Origin of the sequence: Halomonas sp. SpR8 (assembly GCF_031010195.1) — a bacterium.
Taxonomy (GTDB): Bacteria; Pseudomonadota; Gammaproteobacteria; order Pseudomonadales; family Halomonadaceae; genus Vreelandella.
On sequence record NZ_JAUAMC010000012.1, the window covers coordinates 1 to 18,207 of the forward strand.

Here is an 18,207-nt window from a genome sequence, read left to right on the forward strand (position 1 = left end):
GTCGTCAATAAGCTGAACGATAGACCAAGGAAACGGCTGGGATACCGAACCCCAGCTCAAGTGTTCTTAGGGGAATACTCAGGAGCACTAGAAACCGCAGGTGCTGCACTTATTAGTTGAATTCAGGCTCCAAGGAAGAGGAACACTAAAACGCTACAACTTACTGACCACCCCAGACAGTGCCTGACAGGTTAGCAACAGGGACGCCAACGGCATTACCATACTCGGTCCATGATCCATCATAATTGCTCACGTCGTATCCCAGCAGTTTGCTTAAGGCAAACCAGGTGTGGCTGGAACGCTCACCAATACGGCAGTAGGTAATGATAGGTTTATCACCATTAATACCCACGTTGGCGTATACCTGGCGTAACTCTTCAACCGATTTAAAAGTACCGTCTTCAGCGACCGCTTCACCCCAGGGAACATTCACAGCGCCGGGCACATGACCTGCGCGAACCGCAAGCTCCTGAACACCGGGAGGCGCGAAAATTTTACCCGTATATTCATCCGCCGAACGGATATCAACAACGTCAACATCCGCTTCGTTTTTCGCCGCCGCTAATACATCGGGTAAAAAGGCGCGCAGCTCTGAATTGACACTCGCAATGGTAATGTCACCTGCGTCAGGTGTCGGTGCGATAGGTGTTAACGTACGGCCTTCGGCTTCCCATTTATTACGACCACCATCCAGCAGTTTAACGTTGGCGACATCATAAATATCAAATACCCAAGCCCCCCATGCCGAGAACCAGTTATTGGTATCCCCATAAAGAACAATGGTGTCACCTTCAGATACGCCTGCATCCCGAAGTAAGGATTGGAAATTCTCCTGGCTAACGATGTCACGGTTAACCGTATCCACTAAGTCCGTATGCCAGCTAACATTGACAGCGCCGGGTATGTGACCCCGCTCATATACACCAGGATTTACGCTAACCTCAAAAACCACCAAGTCTTCACTTTCGAGATTATTTTCGAGCCACTCGGTGCTGACCAAAAACTCGCTATCAGCAGCACTGGCAGCTGACATAGCTAAGCATGTGCTAATAAACGATGCGCCAATATAGTGTTGAATTTTCATTACCGTCCCCTTTTGTTTAGCCTACCCATGAGATAGTAGTGAAGACTCTCTAAGTTAAATAAATACTTTTAAGCGATATAATTTTCTGAATTAAAGATTTAAAAACTAAAGCAACCGCATAAAAAAGGTAGAGAGGGATTTATCTAATAGTTACTGTTTCAGAGACACTAAACTCACTCAACTGCTCACCACTCACCAACGTCGGCTCCAACTGCGTCATAATTCCCAAGTCTCCAGACCGATCAAGCTTTGGCCACCACACTTTTAAGCCTGTGCGCCTCGCATCCTTGCTCCACTCCGTTAAGCGGGGGAAGTGTTCGCGACTTTTGCGCGCTAGCGGCAAAGCATCAGGTGGTGGTGTTACCCAGCGTATACCGTTCTGCTTCAAGCGCTGCCACTCCTGCGTCGTGGTGCCAAGCGGCACGGCTTGCGCCAATAGCGGATAGCCACGTTGGTGAAAGCTATGGGCAGCGGCCTGAGCATGCTCTTCTTCCAGTACCACTGAGCCATCTAGCCGCAAGACCACTTGGCTAGGATGCAGACCCAACTGGGTTAACAGGCTTTCAAAGACACTTCCATGAGAAACCTCGACGGCCTGGATATGGCGCCAGTGCACATCGACAATCAACGGCTTTGCATTGGCCCCATGGAGGGCCAAATGGTTGAGGGCATGAAGAACCCGTAAAAAACGATCTAAAAAAATCACATCTTCCTGGTTCCAGGATAGAAAATAGAGCCAGTCTGATGGATGAGGTACGTCGTGCTGGTCACGTATTTCTACCCCGGCTTCCCAGGCAGCAATATCCAACCGCTCTAATGAGAAAATAGGCTGTTGCGATGGATGCAGCGTCAGATTGGAGAGTTTCCCCCATATCCGCCCATTCTCCCAATGAAACGCCGCATGGTATCGCAGGCTGGCGTTTGGATTAAAAGCATCGAGGTGCTCATTTAAGTAGTGGGTAACTTGCGTTAATGGCATCAGAAAAGCTCCTTTTTAAGCATCAGCGCACCATGCCCCAGCGCTTCACCGTTAGGCGCTCAACGCTGTCAAAAACAGTGTTTTCCACCAGCAAGCCAATCACAATGACGACGACCAGGCCTGCGAAAACGTTATCGGTGTAAAGCTCGTTACGGTTCTGGAAGATGTACCAGCCAAGCCCGCCTTTGCCTGAAGAAGCACCAAACACCAGCTCGGCGGCAATCAGGGTGCGCCAGGCAAACGCCCAACCAATTTTCAACCCCGCCAGCAACGCAGGAAGCGCTGCAGGAATCAAAATAAAGGCCACATAGCGCAGCCCCTTAAGGCCGTAGTTACGACCTGCCATTCGTAGCGTTTCTGACACGCCTTGAAAGCCTGCATGAATATTGATCGCCATGGCCCACAGCACGGAGTGCACCAATACGAAGATCAAGCTGGCCTCGCCCAGGCCGAACCACAGCAGCGCCAGCGGCAACAGGGCAATGGCGGGCAGCGGGCTAAACATGGACGTTAACGTGGTGAGCAAGTCTCGCCCAATACGTGTTGAGACCGCCAAGGTCGTTAACGCCAAGGCGAGTAACGCACCTAAGGCAAAGCCTTTTAGCAGCACGCTCAGCGATGCACTTACCCGTGCCAATAGAACGCCTGACGCCAGCCCATGCCAAAGTGCACTCGCGGTTTCCATAGCACTGGGCAGCATCAGTGGATTGTTCTGTACCCTGGCAACCACCTCCCAGGCGACAACCAACAGCACCAGAATGACGGTTTTACGCACCACGCTTTGATCCCACAGCCGCTGGCCACCACTGCGAGCGACTTTTAGCTCGCGCACATCAACGGGCGGTAGATCAAAGAAGCGATCAACGCGTGGATCAACGGGGCCACGCAGGTCATGTACGCTCATGTGAATCTCCTGATGCCGTCGTGAAACCTGTAGTGGGAATAGCGCTCTGTTTATCCAGCACGTCAACGTGGAACGATTGGCTATCCGGGTATTTGATGCCTGCGCCGGTATTCAGCGCCACTACACGCTCATGAGTGCCGATTTCTCCGAGGGTGCTTAACTCCCGTACGGCAGCGAGAACAGCGGCACCCTCTGGGCATACAAAGGTACCCTCTAGCTGTGCCGCCCGGGTTTGCTCCCAACGAATCGCCGTTTCACTCACGGCAATGGCACGGCCGCCGGTGGCATATAGGGCGTCTAACACCAGAAAATCTCCCAGTGCTTTGGGTACGTTGATACCAAACGCATGGGTATGACTTCGCTCCCAGAATTCGGATACTCGAGCGCCCTCTTGCCACGCCTTCACAATGGGTGCGCAACCATTGGCTTGCACGGCAATTAGCCGCGGCAGCTTGCCAGTTACCCATCCCAGCGTCTGAAGCTCCTGCAAGGCTTTGTAAATACCGATCAGCCCAACGCCGCCACCCGTGGGATACAGGATCACATCCGGCAACTGCCAGCCTAGCTGCTCGGCTAACTCGAGCCCCATGGTCTTCTTACCCTCAATGCGATACGGCTCTTTAAGGGTGGAAGCATCGTAGTGGCCGGTGGCTTTTACCCACTCGGCAACCTGCTTGCCTGAATCACTTATCACCCCATTAACCAGCGTTAGGCTGGCACCGGCCGCAGCGCACTCTTGGCGAGTAATAAAGGGGGCATCTACCGGCATACTAATCGTGGCTTTAATGCCTGCCCGGGCGGCATATAACGACCACGCGGCACCGGCATTGCCATTGGTTGGCATGGCTAGGTGGGTAACACCCAATTCTTTAGCGCGGGATATGCCCACCGCCGCGCCCCGCGCTTTAAATGACCCCGTGGGCAGCAGTCCTTCATCTTTCATGACTAGGTTGTTCAGGCGCATATCTGCACCTAGTGCAGGCAGCTCAATCAGCGGTGTGACCACTTCACCTAGGCTGACGATGGCAGCTGGCGATGTCACTGGCAGTAACTCGTGGTAACGCCACAGGCTCCAGGGGCGCGAGGCGAGATCAGCTTTCGACCATGAATTTTTAAGCGTCTCCAAGTCATAACGCACCAGTAGCGGCGAGCCGCACTGGCATAGCTGCTGAACGCGATTATGTGCATACTCGGCATCGCAGCGCGGGCAATAAAGCCCTTGCACATAGCTGTAACGATGCTCTGCTAATGGAGTCACTTTTTCGTCTACAAGCGGGCTGACTAACGGGCTCATGGTGCCACCTCGTTTTCAAATAGCAGCCGATGAATGGTTTGGGTGCGTGCTTTCGTGGCTTCACTGCCCAAGCTGTGTAGGCTATCGTCGGCACAGCCTAACTCGGCGCGTACCCGGCCTGGGTGGGGTGACAAAAGCAGAACGCGGTTGCCAATGATTTGCGCCTCTTCAATGGAGTGGGTGACAAACAGGAGTGTAAAGCCCTCTTGCTGCCACAGCGCCAGCAACTCTTCCTGCATCTTGCGACGGGTGAGCGCATCGAGCGCGGCAAAGGGTTCATCCATCAGCAATACCCGCGGCCGCATGGCCAGAGCACGGGCGATGGCCACACGCTGTTTCATCCCACCGGAAAGCGTGTGTGGATAGGCATTCGCAAAACGCCCCAGGCCAACTTTTTCTAGCGTTTCTAACGCACGCTGCTCGGCCGCTTTGCGCCCCAAGGTACGCGAAGCCAACAGCGGAAACATGACGTTCTGCTTCACGGTTTTCCAGGGGGGCAGTTGATCAAACTCTTGAAACACCACAATGCGGTCGGGCCCTGGGCCATGGATGGTGTGGCCATCCAAACGGATGCTGCCTTCTGCAGGGGTTAGAAAACCCGCGATAGCTTTGAGCAGCGTGGACTTGCCGCAACCGGATGGCCCCAGCAGCACAAACCGATCCCCTTCCTGCACGTTAAAGCTCACCTGCTGGGTCGCTTTCACCACGTGTTGGCGAGTGCGGTATTCAAGGGTAACGTTGTCTACCGCAAGCCTAGGCGTTGATGCGGCAACTGAAGTGTTGGCAGGCGAGTATGCCTCGCGATCCAGCGGTGCCTCACCCATTGGATGGCGCTTACGAAGTGCAATCGACATTAGCTCCCCTCCCAGGCATGGATATCATCAAAGAAATAGTGCTGCCATGAGGTGGGCTCATTTTGTATCGCGCCGACCTCAAACAGAAACTCTGCTAGCGAGAAAGTGTTGTGCGGCACCAGCGAGAAGCTCACTTGTTCATCAGTGATGATTGACTCAAGAAAGTTGATCTCCAACTGCGTCCCTGTCACCCGCTTATAAATATTCGCCGCTTCACGTGGGTTTTCTTCGATTACCGTTCTTGCCTCATCTAGTGCATCAAGGAATGCGGCGTAGATTTCAGGATTATCGGCGCGGAACTCCTCGGTGGCATAAAGCACTGTTGGAGAAACAGGGCCGCCGAGAATGTCATAGGAGTCGATGATTTTATGAATACCTTCGTGCTGCAAAGCCTGGTACTGGAAAGGTATCGAGGAAAAGTGCGTATTGATTTCAGTGCCGCCACTGATGAGTGCTGCCGTTGCATCTGGGTGAGGCAGTGCCACCGTATTGCTTTCTAGGCGGTCAAATTGGTCTTGCCCAAAGGTATCCGCCACCGCCTTTTGTAGAAAGCGTGACTGAACGGAGACCCCCACCGCGGGCAGCAATACGATCATCGTCATCAATATCTTCTAACGTCTGAATATCGGGGTTATTGGTGATCAAAAAGTTAGGGAACTCGCCTAGGGAGGCGATGCCCTTCACATTCAAATTGCCATGAGTGCGATCCCAAACCGTTAATAATGGCCCTACGCCTGCTCCAGCAATATCGATGCTATTAGAGAGCAGCGCATCATTAACGGCCGCCCCGCCTGAGAGCTGAAGCCATTCCACATCAATATCCACACCGCGCTCGGCTCCATGCTTTTCTATCAGTTCCTGGTCACGGGCAACGTGGAGCAGTAAATAGGTGATGCCAAACTGTTCGGCGATACGCAGTTGTTCGGCAGCTTGAGCGGGGCTTGCACTGGCCAGCGACACCGCCAGCAGCGTGGCCAAACCAGACGTAGTAATAGAAGTGCTAATAGAAGAACTAATGAGAGTTCGCGTCATGGCGGTGCTCCTGAGCATTAAATGTCAGGCCACCTTATGGCGCTTCGATATGACACAGAAGTGAGTTTTCGAGAAGTCTTTATCAGCGAATAACTGAACTACTTATTCACTACTTGCTGATATCTAAATCATGCAAAGGACGGTCACTTAAGTTATTTGGCTTCATGTAGAGGCTCTTCGATAGTGTGTTCACACTCCACCTAAAAAGAGCAACGCACATGACACAGGTACAACACTCACTAAGCAATCTTCAAGTACGCCCCTTAAGCGGTCATATCGGTGCCGAAATTGAAGGGTTAGATCTCGCCGGCCTAGTTCTCGACAATCGGGATAACGAAGGCTTCGCCACGCTTAAATCATTATTTCTGCAATACCAAGTGGTGATTTTGCGTAATCAAATGCTCACGCGGGATCAACATATTGCACTGGGAAAACGCTTTGGCGACCTGCACGTTCACCCGATGGCGAAAGGCCCTGAGGGCTACCCGGAAATTTTTCCCATTGAGGCAGATGCCAACTCGTCTAATGACCCGAAAGCTATCCGCGGCGGTAAGCGTGCAGTCAACGGTGGTCATTGGCACTCGGATGTCTCCTGCGATGTAGAGCCACCGCTGGGAAGTTTGCTGTACCTACGCGATGTGCCTGAATATGGCGGTGATACCCTGTTCAGCAGCGGTTATGCCGCGTATGAAGCACTTTCCCCCGTATTACAATCGCTGCTTGAAGGCTTAACCGCCGTTCACTCAGGCGAAGCGACTTATCGCCTCCATTACGGTCATCAAGCGGCTAAAGACCGCATTCAATTTGGTTTCAAGAACGGTGCGGATTACCCTGAGGCGGTGCATCCCGTGGTGCGCACTCACCCTGAAACCGGGCGCAAAAGCCTGTTTGTCAATCGCGGTTTTACCCGGGAGATTGTTGAGCTTTCCCACACAGAGAGTCAGACGCTGCTGGAGTTTCTCTATCGCCACCAGGAAACGCCAGAGTTTACCGTGCGCCTAAACTGGACTCCCAACAGCTTGGCTATTTGGGATAACCGCTGCACTCAGCACCGGGCTATTTTCGATTACTCCGGGCAAGCACGGCGGGGTGAGCGTGTCACGGTGAAAGGCGACCGCCCCTACTTCAGTGAAACGACTGATGTCGTTGAGTGGGGATTGGCGGGCTAGCTGAGCATTACCTGCGGCTACCAACTATTGGTAGCCGCAGATTTCTTCAGCAGCAAACGGTGCCTTCACCACCGTTAGCTATTATTTGCATTAATGGTTAGGGAGTTCCTCGTATCATCCAACGTCGAGCTGTGATGACTGATAAGCGGGTGAGCGCCGGAGAGCTTGCGCAGCGCCACGTAGAACACTGGGGTGAGAAACAACCCGAACAGCGTCACGCCGATCATGCCAGCAAACACCGCGGTACCCAGCGCCGCCCTTACCTCTGCACCTGCGCCGGTGGCTACCACCGAAGGCAACACCGCCGCCGTGAAGGCAATCGAAGTCATGATGATTGGCCGCAGCCGTAGTCGGCAGGCTTCCAGGGCCGCGTCCACGACACTCATGCCCTGCAACTCCAACTCCCGGGCGAATTCGACAATCAGGATGGCGTTCTTACACGCCAGGCCAATCAGCACCACCAGCCCCACCTGGACGAAGATGTTGTTGTCTCCACCGCCAAACCAAACGCCGATCAGCGCCGCCAGCATCGACATAGGCACAATCAGAATCACCGCCAACGGTAATGTCCAGCTCTCGTAGAGTGCCGCCAACACCAGGAATACCAGCAGGATCGACAACGGGAAGACCACCAGGGCTGCATTACCTTGGGTGGACTGCTGGTAACTCAAGTCAGTCCACTCCAGCGCCATGCCCTGCGGTAGCACCTCTTCGGCCAGGGCGTTAATAGCATCCATTGCTTGGGCGGAAGAAAGCACGCTGGGGTCAAACTCGCCGGCCAAGTCCGCCGCCGGGTAGCCGTTGTAGCGCAATACCGGGTCCGGGCCGAAGGTTTGCCTGATATCGACCATCGTGCCGATGGGTACCATCTCCCCCTGGTCATTACGGGTACGCAGCCGGGCGATGTCTTCGACGCTCTGTCGATAAGGCGCATCCGCCTGGGCGATCACCTGCCAAGTGCGGCCGAAGCGATTAAAGTCATTGACATAGGTTGAGCCCAGATAGGTCTGCAGGGTGTCGAACAGCTCGGTCAACGGCACGCCCTGGGCTTTGGCCCTGAGCCGATCCACCTCGGCATCCAGTTGCGGCACGTTGGACTGATAGCTGCTGATCGGGAAGCCCATCCCCGGCGTTTGTGCAATCGCGCCCTGGAGCTGGGTAACCGCCTCCTGTAGCGCCCCATAGCCAAGATTGCCGCGGTCCTCGATAAATAGCTGAAACCCGGAACCATTGCCCAGCCCGAGAATCGGCGGTGGCATAAACGAGAATGCAAACCCCTCTTTCAAACCTCCAATACCCTGGTTAATGCGGGCGTTTATCTCTGCGGCGCTGAGGCTACGCTCACCAAAGGCACTCAGGGTGAGAAACGCCACGCCAGTATTGGAGGTGTTGGTGAACTGCAGCGCGTTCAGGCCGGGAAAGGCAATGGCGTGCTCCACGCCTTCGGTGTCCATGGCGATATCCACCACGTCCTGAAGCATCTGGTCAGTTCGCTCCAAAGATGCCCCTTCGGGCAGAATAACGCCGGCAATCAGATAGAGCTTGTCCTGCACCGGAATAAAGCCGGGCGGCACCGCCTTAAACATCACGCCGGTACCCAGCAGCAACAGCGCGTAGACCACAAATACCGCACCACGATGCTTCAGGGAGCGGGCCACGCCTCCCTGGTACTTATGGGAACTGGCGTTAAAAAAGCGATTGAAGGGACGGAAGATCCAGCCGAACAGTTTATCGATCACCCGCGTTAGGCGATCTTTAGGCGCGTCATGGGGCTTGAGCAGCATCGCTGCCAGCGCGGGCGAGAGGGTCAGAGAGTTAATGGTGGAGATCACCGTGGAGATGGCTATCGTCACCGCGAACTGTCGATAGAACTGGCCGGTCACCCCAGACAGGAAAGCCATGGGGATAAACACCGCGCACAGGACTAGGCCTACGGCGATAATAGGGCCGGAGACTTCCCGCATAGCCTGATGAGCGGCGGCCTGGGGCTTTAAGCCCTCCTCGATATTACGCTCGACGTTTTCGACCACCACGATGGCGTCGTCCACCACGATACCGATGGCGAGCACCAGACCAAACAGGGTCAGCGTGTTAATGGAGTAACCAAGCAGGTAGAGCGCGCCAAAGGTGCCGATCACCGAGACCGGTACCGCAAGCAATGGGATGATGGAGGCACGCCAGGTCTGCAGGAACAGCGTGACCACCAACACCACCAGCAGCACGGCTTCCAGTAGAGTGGCTATCACTGACTTTATAGAGTCGTTCACAAAGATCGTGGTGTCGTAAACCGCCTCAAACTCAACGCCTTCTGGGAACTGCTCGGACAACTCATCCATGGTGGCGACCACCTGCTCGCGGATCTCCAGCGCATTGGCCCCCGGAGCCTGGAAAATCCCCACACCCACCGCGTTCTGACCGTCCAACTGCGAGCGCAGCGTATAGTCCCCGGCACCCATTTCCAGCCGGGCCACATCCGCAAGCCTGAGTATCTCGCCGCTGTCGCCGCGGTTCAGGACGATATCGCCAAACTCCTCCACGGTTTCCAGCCGCCCACGGGCGTTGATCAGGGTGAGAAAATCACTATCTGCAATGGGTTCGGCGCCCAACTGCCCAGCGGAGACCTGCACATTCTGTTCCCGCATGGCCCCGACCACATCACTGGCCGTCAGGCCGCGGGCGGCGATTCGATCAGGATCAAGCCACGCCCGCATGGCGTAATCCCCGCCACCGAAGATTTGCGCATCGCCTACCCCTTCGAGCCGGGCCAGACGATCACGAACATTCAGCCGCACGTAGTTGCGCAAATAAAGGGTGTCATATTCACCGCTGGGCGAGGTTAGGTGAACGACCATCAGAAACGTGGGCGACTGCTTCTGAGTGGTGACGCCTTGACGACGCACGGCTTCCGGCAGGCGAGCCTCGGCCTGGCTAACGCGGTTCTGTACACGAACGGCTGCCTGCTCAGCATCGGTACCGGGACGGAAGGTGACGGTCATTTGCAGCACACCATCAGAACCCGCAACAGACTTGAGGTACATCATGTCTTCGACGCCATTGATGGCTTCTTCCAGCGGCGTCGCTACGGTCTCGGCAATCTCCTTCGGGTTGGCGCCAGGGTAAACCGTTCTCACCACCACCGAGGGCGGCACTACATCCGGGTACTCGCTGATCGGCAGGTTGGGAATGGAGATCAGCCCCACCGCCAGAATAATAATCGACAGCACCGCTGCAAAAATCGGTCGGTCTACAAAGAAGCGCGAGAAATTCATGGCGGTTTACTCCTCCCTGGCCGCAATGGCGTGTTGGATATCTGCTGCAGGAGCGGACGCTACGCTTTGCGGGCTCACTTCCATTCCGGGGAAAAACACTTTTTGCACGCCATTGACGATCACTCGATCACCCGCTTGGAGCCCATCGGTAATGACTGTTCGTTCTGCCACCTGCCGCCCTGTGGTTACCTGGCGCTGCTCTGCCAGGTTATTCTCATTGACGACATAGACGTAGCGGCGATCCTGATTGGTCAGCACTGCCTTGCGATCCACCAATAATGCTTGCTCTAAACGAGCGACCGGCATTTCGACCCGAGCAAACTCTCCAGGCCGAATGCGGCCATCCGGGTTAGCCAGCACCGCCCGGAATTGCAGGGTGCCCGTATTAGGGTTTAAGCGATTGTCGATAAAGTCCAGGGTGCCCGTGTACTGCCGCTGCGGGTCGCCGCCCAGTTCAATTGTCAGGCTATTCGTAGCGTCAACGGTCAATAGTGTCTGGCTGGCAAACGCCGCCTGCTCATCTGCCTCAAAGTAAACGTGTACCGGATCAATGCTTACCAGCGTGGTCAGCAGGCTCTGATCGGCATTGGCCAAATTGCCGCGGGTCACCATTGCCCGACCGGCACGGCCACTGACCGGTGCCGTAATGCGGGTGTACTCAAGGTCTAGCTCGGCGGTATCTAACGCCGCTTGGGCGGCATCCACCATGGCACGCGAATTACTCAGGGCCGATTGACGCTGGTCATGAACCTCCTGGGAAATGGCCTGACGCCCCAGCAATACCCGGGCGCGCTCGGCTTCACTGCCTGCCTGAGCCTGCTGGCTCCTGGCCTGGGCAAGATCCGCCTGGGCGGCGCTAACACGGGCCTGGTAAGGACGCGGATCGATTAGAAACAGCAAATCTCCCTGTTCGACCAGTTCGCCCTCTTCAAACGCCACTTCCTGAATATAACCGCTAACCCGGGCTCTTAGCTCTACCGTTTCAGCTGCTTCCACCCGCCCGGTAAACGATTCGCTCAACACCATCGGTTGAGCCACCACTTCCACTACGTCAACCTCCGGTGGCGGGGGCGCAGTCGCTGCCGCCTCCTCACTTTTAGCTTCGCACCCGGTCAATAAGACCATTATTAGCAGGAACGGGATCACCGCCCGACTGTTTGCAAAGCGGGTTCTTCGAGAAAAACTTCCCATGATGACTTGCTCCCCTGGCTACCGGCATCCGGTAGCGGCGTTCGTTATATAGATGGGTGTCGCGTTGCAGTTATGTAGTCGGTTAAGCAGCGCCAGATTCGACCAGAGACCAAGCACCAACTGGATATCAGCTAACATAGGTGAAGGGAGAGCGTGGGAGGTATCAGGTTCCTGCGGGAAGATTGCCTAATTCTGTCGCGACGGGTGAAAGCATCAAAAAGGTGAGCAAGTCGCTATAACGATCTATTTCAGTGCATAGCCATAATGACAACGTGATGACACCCAGTGCGAATTGTCGGTTTCTACGGGGTACTTGCCTGATTCTGCAAAACCAACCGAAAAGCCTTCGATTCCTCAAGCGAGGGCCTATACTGCAAGCTGTTAAGGAGGAGAGCCCGTGACCGTTATCGCACCTGATCAGATCACTCATTTCAGCGACAGCCTGCCGCAGCAATTGAGCCAAGTCGCCCGCCGTTGGTCGCCCCTGGAAGCACTTCAGGACACGGCGATTGCCGAGGTTCAACTGGTGCGCACTGACGCCCCCACCAGTTTTCACTGCGCCGTCTATGAACCGTGCCTGTGCTTTGTCATTCAGGGCAGCAAGACCGTGCTGCTAGGTGATAAGGAGATTGTCTACACCGGCCCAAGCTACATGGCGAGCGCTGTTCACCTTCCGGTGGTAGGCAGGGTTGACCATGCCACTCCGGAAAAACCCTTCCTAGCGGTAAAGGTCTCGGTGAATCCTCAAGAGGTCGCGGGGCTGATACTGGAACTGGGCGACAAGGCGCCACCCGCCGGGAATGATGCTATCTGCCCAGAGATGGACTGCGGCTTAAAATCGGCCCCCATGGATGCACGTATGCAGGCCGCGCTCTATCGCCTGTTAAGCCTGCTCGACTCCCCGGAAGATATCAAAGTGCTATCCCCCCTGGCCCGACGGGAACTCATCTATCGAGCTCTGATGGGCGAAATGGGACCTCACATGCGCCGCTTTGCTGCCTCGGACTCCCAGGCCAATCGGATTGCTCAGGTCATCTATGCCTTGAAAGAGCGCTATGCCCAGCCGCTAAAGATCCGTGAGCTGGCAGCAGCCGTCAATATGAGTGAATCGACGCTTTATCACAGCTTCCGCCAAGTCACGCGAATGTCGCCCCTTCAATACCAGAAAAAGTTGCGACTCCACGAGGCTCGGCGGCTAATGCTGGCCGAAGGCTTAGAGGCAGCTACCGCCAGCTACCGAGTGGGTTATGAAAGCCCCTCCCACTTTAGCCGGGAATACAGCCGCATGTTCGGCGCGCCGCCCCGTGCTGATGTCAGCCAGTTACGCGGCTTCGCGACAGCGGCTAAGACCGCCTAGCGATTAGGGTGAGAGGCTTTTATTTGTTCGGCGCGCTGATGCGTCTAGTAAGCTTAAGCCAATTAGGCACCTGTTTTATTAGCCGTGCCGTAAAAACACATTTGGTTGGAACCGGCTTTTTTAGCGGCATACATAGCCTGATCAGCGGCTTCTAGCAGCGCATCTGTGGTGGTGGCAACCTCGGGATAGAACGAGACCCCAATGCTGACAGAGATAGCAACACGCTGTTTACCAATGCTAAAAGGCATCGCCAGGGCATCAATAATCGCCTGAGCAACTATTTCCACATCCTCTTGCTGTTCAACGCCAGGAAGAATTACGGTAAATTCATCACCTCCCAAACGGGCCACCGTATCGCTGGCGCGAACACAATTAGCCAAGCGCTCTGCTACATCAGAGAGAATGCGATCTCCCGCTTCATGACCGAACGAATCATTAACGTCTTTAAAGCCATCAAGATCCATAAAAAGCAGCGCCAAAGGTCGACTACGGCGCTTTGCATGTTTGACCTCCTGCTCCAGCCGATCCAGGAACAAACGCCGGTTCGGTAGCCCGGTCAGATGGTCATAGTGAGCGTTATTCCATACTCTCTGTTCGGCTAACGCTTGTTCGGTAATATCGCGGGAAATGCAGACTGTCGCTTCACTGTTTTGCTGTTCATCTAGCACAGGCGCAAGCAGATACTCGAATTTTTCGCCCTGGCCAGAAGCAAAGGTGTGGGCAAACTTGCCACGATAGGTGGACTGATCCGCCATGACCTTATCCAAGTTGTGCTGTAACTCTGAAGCGAACGAAAAACCAAGGTCGAACGTCGACTTGCCAATAATCGACTCAGGCTTCATAGCAAACAGCTCAGCGGTGGCCTTATTGGCATAGATAAACCGACCTTCGAGATCAAGCACATATATGGGGTCGGGCGATGCACTTAAAATGGCGCCAAACAGGCGGGTTTCCATCTCTTTTTCGGTCGCATACTGCTCTAGCGATTCGGCGACGGCCTGATCTATCGCTTCGTGGAACCGGGTGAGATCTTCAATCTGTTCGCCAGCAAGCGCTGGAAATGTTCTCGTCCAATGGGACACTACGCTGGCACGCAACGCCCTAAATTCGGAAACCGTCTCAATAACGCTGAAACCACTGTGCTGCCGGTCTTCTCCGTGTACCTCTGCCCAGGACTCTTCTTCACCCTCTGGGGCGAGCCCTTTTGACTTGGCATCTTGATCAGGGTCACTCTGGAATGAATCAATATCGGTGGCAATCTCCAGCAGCATCTGCTTGGCATGATCGCGCAGCCCCGCTTTGTCCATGTGTTTAGCATGAAAAAGGGTTTTGGCGAACTCTTCCCAATCCCGAAGGATCGGTTCAATTTCAGCCCGAATAAACGCCGCTAATCGCATATCAAACTCTTCTTATTTAGCTCACATTAATAATGGCTGAAAGAATCAAATGAAAGCCATCCTCAGCGTACGGGCACTTTAACACGAGTTCTGGATGTTGAAATGTGGATTCTGCCCTGCTGCTGGCATCAACCTACTGACGCACAACGACTGTTAAACATATAAACAATTAACGTTAGTTTTAAAAAAGGATTAACCAAGCAAATAAACAATAGATAAATAATAAGCAACACCCAACTTTAAACACTCAGAAAAAGAGCAACAGTTTGAAAACCCCAACAAAATCAGCTTCCACACACATTGTTAGCCAAGGCTATATTACTTCGCAATCACAAACTTTATTTTTATAACAGCCGCTTGTTCATCCAATAAAACATGGTAGGATTCACCGCTATTGAATACCCGACTTTTATACTCAAGCATAGTGATTATCACCATGCCAACGGGTTTGTATACGCGGTACTTTTACAGCGAGAAACTCAACTCCCATGACACCCATCGCCCTCATATTCCTGGCTGTTTCTATGTCAGCGGATGCTTTCGCCGCCTCGATTACCAAAGGCGCTGAGCTACAAAAACCCCGGTTTCGACATGCTATCGGCATTGGTTTAGTGTTTGGTGTCATCGAAGCGATTACTCCGGTACTTGGTTGGGCTGCCGGAAAGGCATCGCAACAGTACGTGCAAGCCTGGGATCACTGGGTGGCCTTTACCCTGCTTTCCATTATTGGCCTGCATATGATCTATGCCGCGCTTAAAAAAGAACAAAAGATAGAGCACCGCAAGCAAACGATTTGGCTATTAATCTTAACAGCCACCGCCACCAGCATTGATGCCATGGCCGTCGGCGCCAGCCTTGCGTTTATCGATGCCGATATTATTGCTACCAGTTTAGCCATCGGTTTAGCCACTACCGTCATGGCCTCCATCGGTACGCTGCTAGGCAACAAGTTGGGCAAGTTTGTCGGCCACTGGGCAGAGTTAATCGGTGGCGTTGTGCTGATCGGCATTGGATTAGCGGTACTGGCCGAGCATACGGCGTTCTTTTAAAGCAAAGCGTTTATTAAAACGAAATTTTGCTAAATCTCTGCAGGCCTTACATCAAGCTCCAAAATGCCTCGACCAATGGGTTTTTTAGGTTTCTGTTTAAAGCAAACAAACCAATGTCGTAAGGCTCCAGCTCAGGGGTTACGTCGAGCACGCGAATACGCTCCACCAAGGGGCTATTGTCGAGGACAATTTTTGGCACCACCCCGATCCCAAAACCCAAGCTCACCATACTCACAATCGCTTCATTCCCGGTGACCTGCGCATAAATGCGCGGAGCAATGTCCTGCTGGCGAAACCACTCGTCCACGCGGGTTCGAGAGACACCACTTTCCGATAGAATCATTGGAATATTCGCCCACTCTTCCGGTGTGGTTGGGGTATTGGTGGGCACATTCGGCACTTGCTGCTCAAGCGGCGCTATAAACAGCAAAGGCGATGTCGCAATGGGTTTAAATGCCAAGCCTCGGGGCAAATTTGCAGGCTGTGCAGCAATGCTAAGGTCTTCTTTACCATCGAGTACATGGGCAATCGCGTGTTCTGGATCACCGGTGCGCAGCTTAATTTCAATCGCCGGATAGGCAATCCGAAAACGGCGCAGTAGCTCGTACAAAAAACTGTAGCTGGCGGTAACTGAACCATAAAGGCTGATTTCACCGCTTAACTGATCAGAGTTGTCCGTTAATTCATGACGAATCACGTTCCACTGGTTGGTGGTCTCGCGCGCGTAGTCGAGAAATTTCTGCCCTTCCTTGGTCAACATAACGGTACGGTTGTCGCGATTAAACAGCGAGACACCCAGCTCGTCTTCCAAATGACGAATGTTGCGCGACAAAGCAGAAATGCTGATATAGCACTCATCGCTTGCGCGACCGAAATGGAGCGTTTCTGCCAAGGCGAGGAACTGTCTTAAAATTTTAAAATTCATAGATCGCATCATAACGGAGTTTTTCAAAAATCGGGACGCGTTATTGCAAATATATCAATTTAAGAAATAGTCATACCTGTATATAGTGGCCTCACCTACATGGCGCGGGATCTCATATCTAGCGGCTATGTCACTCTTTATGAATGTCGGTGTGCTTCACACCGATATGGTGATCACAAAATATTAGGATGGTAACAATGGCTAACTACTTCAATACGCTGCCACTGCGTGAGCAACTGGCTCAACTCGCAAAATGTCGTTTCATGTACAGCTCTGAATTTGCCGACGGCGTCGAAGCGCTTAAAGGCAAAAAAATGGTGGTCATCGGTTGTGGCGCCCAAGGCCTCAACCAAGGTTTGAACCTACGCGACAGCGGCCTAGACGTCTCTTACGCATTGCGCCCTGAAGCCATTGAGCAAAAGCGTCAGTCTTGGAAAAACGCCAGTGAAAACGGTTTTGTTGTCGGTACTTACGAAGAGTTGATCCCCACGGCCGACGTCGTTTTGAACCTGACGCCCGATAAACAGCACACCTCGGTTGTAAAGGCGGTTATGCCGCTGATGAAAGAAGGCGCCTGCCTCTCTTACTCTCACGGTTTCAACATCGTCGAAGAAGGCATGAAAGTTCGTGAAGACCTGACCGTCATCATGGTGGCACCTAAGTGCCCAGGCTCTGAAGTTCGCGCTGAATACGTACGTGGTTTCGGCGTTCCTACCTTGATCGCTGTTCACGAAGCCAATGACCCTAAAGGCGAAGGCCTTGCCCTGGCAAAAGCCTACGCGGTGGGCACCGGCGGCCACAAAGCCGGCGTGTTGATGTCATCGTTCATCGCGGAAGTTAAATCCGACCTGATGGGTGAACAAACGATTCTTTGCGGCATGCTGCAAACCGGTTCGATCCTGTGCTTCGACAAAATGATCGAAGAAGGTATTGATCCTGGCTACGCCTCCAAGCTGATCCAGTACGGCTGGGAAAACGTCACTGAAGCATTGAAATACGGCGGCGTGACCAACATGCTGGATCGTCTTTCTAACCCAGCGAAGATCAAAGCCTTTGATCTTGCTGAAGAGTTAAAAGAGATCATGCGTCCGCTGTACAACAAGCACCAAGACGACATCATGAGCGGCCACTTCTCTAAAACAATGATGGAAGACTGGGCGAACGATGACGCTAATCTTCTAAAATGGCGTGCGGAAACAGCTGAAACCAACTTCGAGAAAACCCCGGCTGGCGACGTAGAAATTACGGAACAGGAATACTTCGATAACGGCATCTTAATGGTGGCGATGGTTAAGGCGGGCGTTGAGCTTGCGTTCGAAACCATGACGGCGGCGGGCATTATCGCCGAGTCTGCTTACTACGAGTCTCTCCACGAAACACCGCTGATCGCCAACACCATCGCGCGTAAGAAATTGTATGAGATGAACGCGACTATCTCTGACACAGCGGAATACGGTTGCTACCTCTACAACCACGCCTGTGTGCCGCTGTTAGCTGACTTTATGAAAGGCATCAAATCCGATGTTATCGGTAAAGGCCTGGATTTAGACGACAGCGGCGTTGATAACGCGCGTTTGATCGAAGTTAACGATGCGCTGCGCGCTCACCCGGTTGAAGCTGTAGGCGCGGTTCTTCGTGGCCACATGGCTGACATGAAAAGAATCATTTAATCGGCTGGTTAACCGGTTGATTAAAGAATAGCC

General features: G+C 53.6%; 15 protein-coding genes. 4 read left to right on the forward strand and 11 right to left on the reverse strand.

From position 1 onward, the window contains the following. Positions 1 to 160 precede the first annotated feature (160 nt). The 7 genes from QT230_RS18775 to QT230_RS18805 all read right to left on the reverse strand — a co-directional run bounded on the left by QT230_RS18775 (position 161) and on the right by QT230_RS18805 (position 6,147). A complete protein-coding gene (locus tag QT230_RS18775) occupies positions 161 to 1,084 on the reverse strand; it encodes a sulfurtransferase (protein WP_308323684.1) in 924 nt (307 codons plus the stop codon). Between the two features lie 139 nt (positions 1,085 to 1,223). Further along, complete coding sequence (locus QT230_RS18780) at positions 1,224 to 2,063, reverse strand: hypothetical protein (protein ID WP_308323685.1); 840 nt, start codon at positions 2,061 to 2,063, stop codon at positions 1,224 to 1,226. 22 nt (positions 2,064 to 2,085) lie between these two features. Beyond that, entirely contained in the window at positions 2,086 to 2,967 is an 882-nt protein-coding gene (locus tag QT230_RS18785) for an ABC transporter permease subunit (protein ID WP_308323686.1), read from the reverse strand. Continuing rightward, positions 2,954 to 4,261 (reverse strand): threonine synthase, encoded by a 1,308-nt coding sequence (locus QT230_RS18790; RefSeq protein ID WP_308323687.1) that lies wholly within the window; start codon positions 4,259 to 4,261, stop codon positions 2,954 to 2,956. The genes QT230_RS18785 and QT230_RS18790 overlap by 14 nt, the downstream gene beginning before the upstream one ends. After that, positions 4,258 to 5,115 carry an ABC transporter ATP-binding protein gene (locus tag QT230_RS18795; protein ID WP_308323688.1) on the reverse strand — a complete coding sequence of 286 codons (858 nt, stop codon included), beginning with the start codon at positions 5,113 to 5,115 and terminating at the stop codon, positions 4,258 to 4,260. The genes QT230_RS18790 and QT230_RS18795 overlap by 4 nt, the downstream gene beginning before the upstream one ends. Further along, positions 5,115 to 5,717 carry a hypothetical protein gene (locus tag QT230_RS18800; RefSeq protein WP_308323689.1) on the reverse strand — a complete coding sequence of 201 codons (603 nt, stop codon included), beginning with the start codon at positions 5,715 to 5,717 and terminating at the stop codon, positions 5,115 to 5,117. The genes QT230_RS18795 and QT230_RS18800 overlap by 1 nt, the downstream gene beginning before the upstream one ends. Continuing rightward, positions 5,620 to 6,147 carry a hypothetical protein gene (locus QT230_RS18805; RefSeq protein ID WP_308323690.1) on the reverse strand — a complete coding sequence of 176 codons (528 nt, stop codon included), beginning with the start codon at positions 6,145 to 6,147 and terminating at the stop codon, positions 5,620 to 5,622. The genes QT230_RS18800 and QT230_RS18805 overlap by 98 nt, the downstream gene beginning before the upstream one ends. Before the next feature lie 218 nt (positions 6,148 to 6,365). On the opposite strand from QT230_RS18805, the gene QT230_RS18810 reads away from it, so the two are divergent. Then, on the forward strand, positions 6,366 to 7,316 hold the full coding sequence (locus QT230_RS18810) for a TauD/TfdA family dioxygenase (protein ID WP_308323691.1): 951 nt from the start codon (positions 6,366 to 6,368) through the stop codon (positions 7,314 to 7,316). A gap of 74 nt (positions 7,317 to 7,390) precedes the next feature. Here QT230_RS18810 and QT230_RS18815 read toward each other — a convergent pair whose 3' ends face one another. Continuing rightward, the gene (locus QT230_RS18815) at positions 7,391 to 10,585 is read right to left on the reverse strand and encodes a multidrug efflux RND transporter permease subunit (RefSeq protein ID WP_308323692.1); all 3,195 of its coding nucleotides are present in this window, start codon (positions 10,583 to 10,585) and stop codon (positions 7,391 to 7,393) included. 6 nt (positions 10,586 to 10,591) lie between these two features. Then, positions 10,592 to 11,776 carry an efflux RND transporter periplasmic adaptor subunit gene (locus QT230_RS18820; protein ID WP_308323693.1) on the reverse strand — a complete coding sequence of 395 codons (1,185 nt, stop codon included), beginning with the start codon at positions 11,774 to 11,776 and terminating at the stop codon, positions 10,592 to 10,594. 397 nt (positions 11,777 to 12,173) lie between these two features. On the opposite strand from QT230_RS18820, the gene QT230_RS18825 reads away from it, so the two are divergent. After that, positions 12,174 to 13,133 (forward strand): AraC family transcriptional regulator, encoded by a 960-nt coding sequence (locus tag QT230_RS18825; RefSeq protein WP_308323694.1) that lies wholly within the window; start codon positions 12,174 to 12,176, stop codon positions 13,131 to 13,133. 62 nt (positions 13,134 to 13,195) lie between these two features. On the opposite strand, the gene QT230_RS18830 is transcribed toward QT230_RS18825, so the two are convergent. Beyond that, entirely contained in the window at positions 13,196 to 14,530 is a 1,335-nt protein-coding gene (locus QT230_RS18830; RefSeq protein ID WP_308323695.1) for a GGDEF domain-containing protein, read from the reverse strand. A 488-nt stretch (positions 14,531 to 15,018) separates the two neighbouring features. Here QT230_RS18830 and QT230_RS18835 point away from each other — a divergent pair, with 488 nt between their 5' ends. Beyond that, positions 15,019 to 15,579: a manganese efflux pump MntP family protein gene (locus QT230_RS18835; protein ID WP_308323696.1), complete on the forward strand. Its 561-nt coding sequence runs from the start codon at positions 15,019 to 15,021 to the stop codon at positions 15,577 to 15,579. 46 nt (positions 15,580 to 15,625) lie between these two features. Here the strand turns inward: QT230_RS18835 and ilvY are convergent, their stop codons facing one another. Beyond that, on the reverse strand, positions 15,626 to 16,504 hold the full coding sequence (gene ilvY, locus QT230_RS18840; protein ID WP_308323697.1) for an HTH-type transcriptional activator IlvY: 879 nt from the start codon (positions 16,502 to 16,504) through the stop codon (positions 15,626 to 15,628). A gap of 197 nt (positions 16,505 to 16,701) precedes the next feature. Between ilvY and ilvC the strand changes: the two genes are divergently transcribed. After that, positions 16,702 to 18,174: a ketol-acid reductoisomerase gene (gene ilvC / locus QT230_RS18845; protein WP_308323698.1), complete on the forward strand. Its 1,473-nt coding sequence runs from the start codon at positions 16,702 to 16,704 to the stop codon at positions 18,172 to 18,174. Positions 18,175 to 18,207 lie beyond the last annotated feature (33 nt).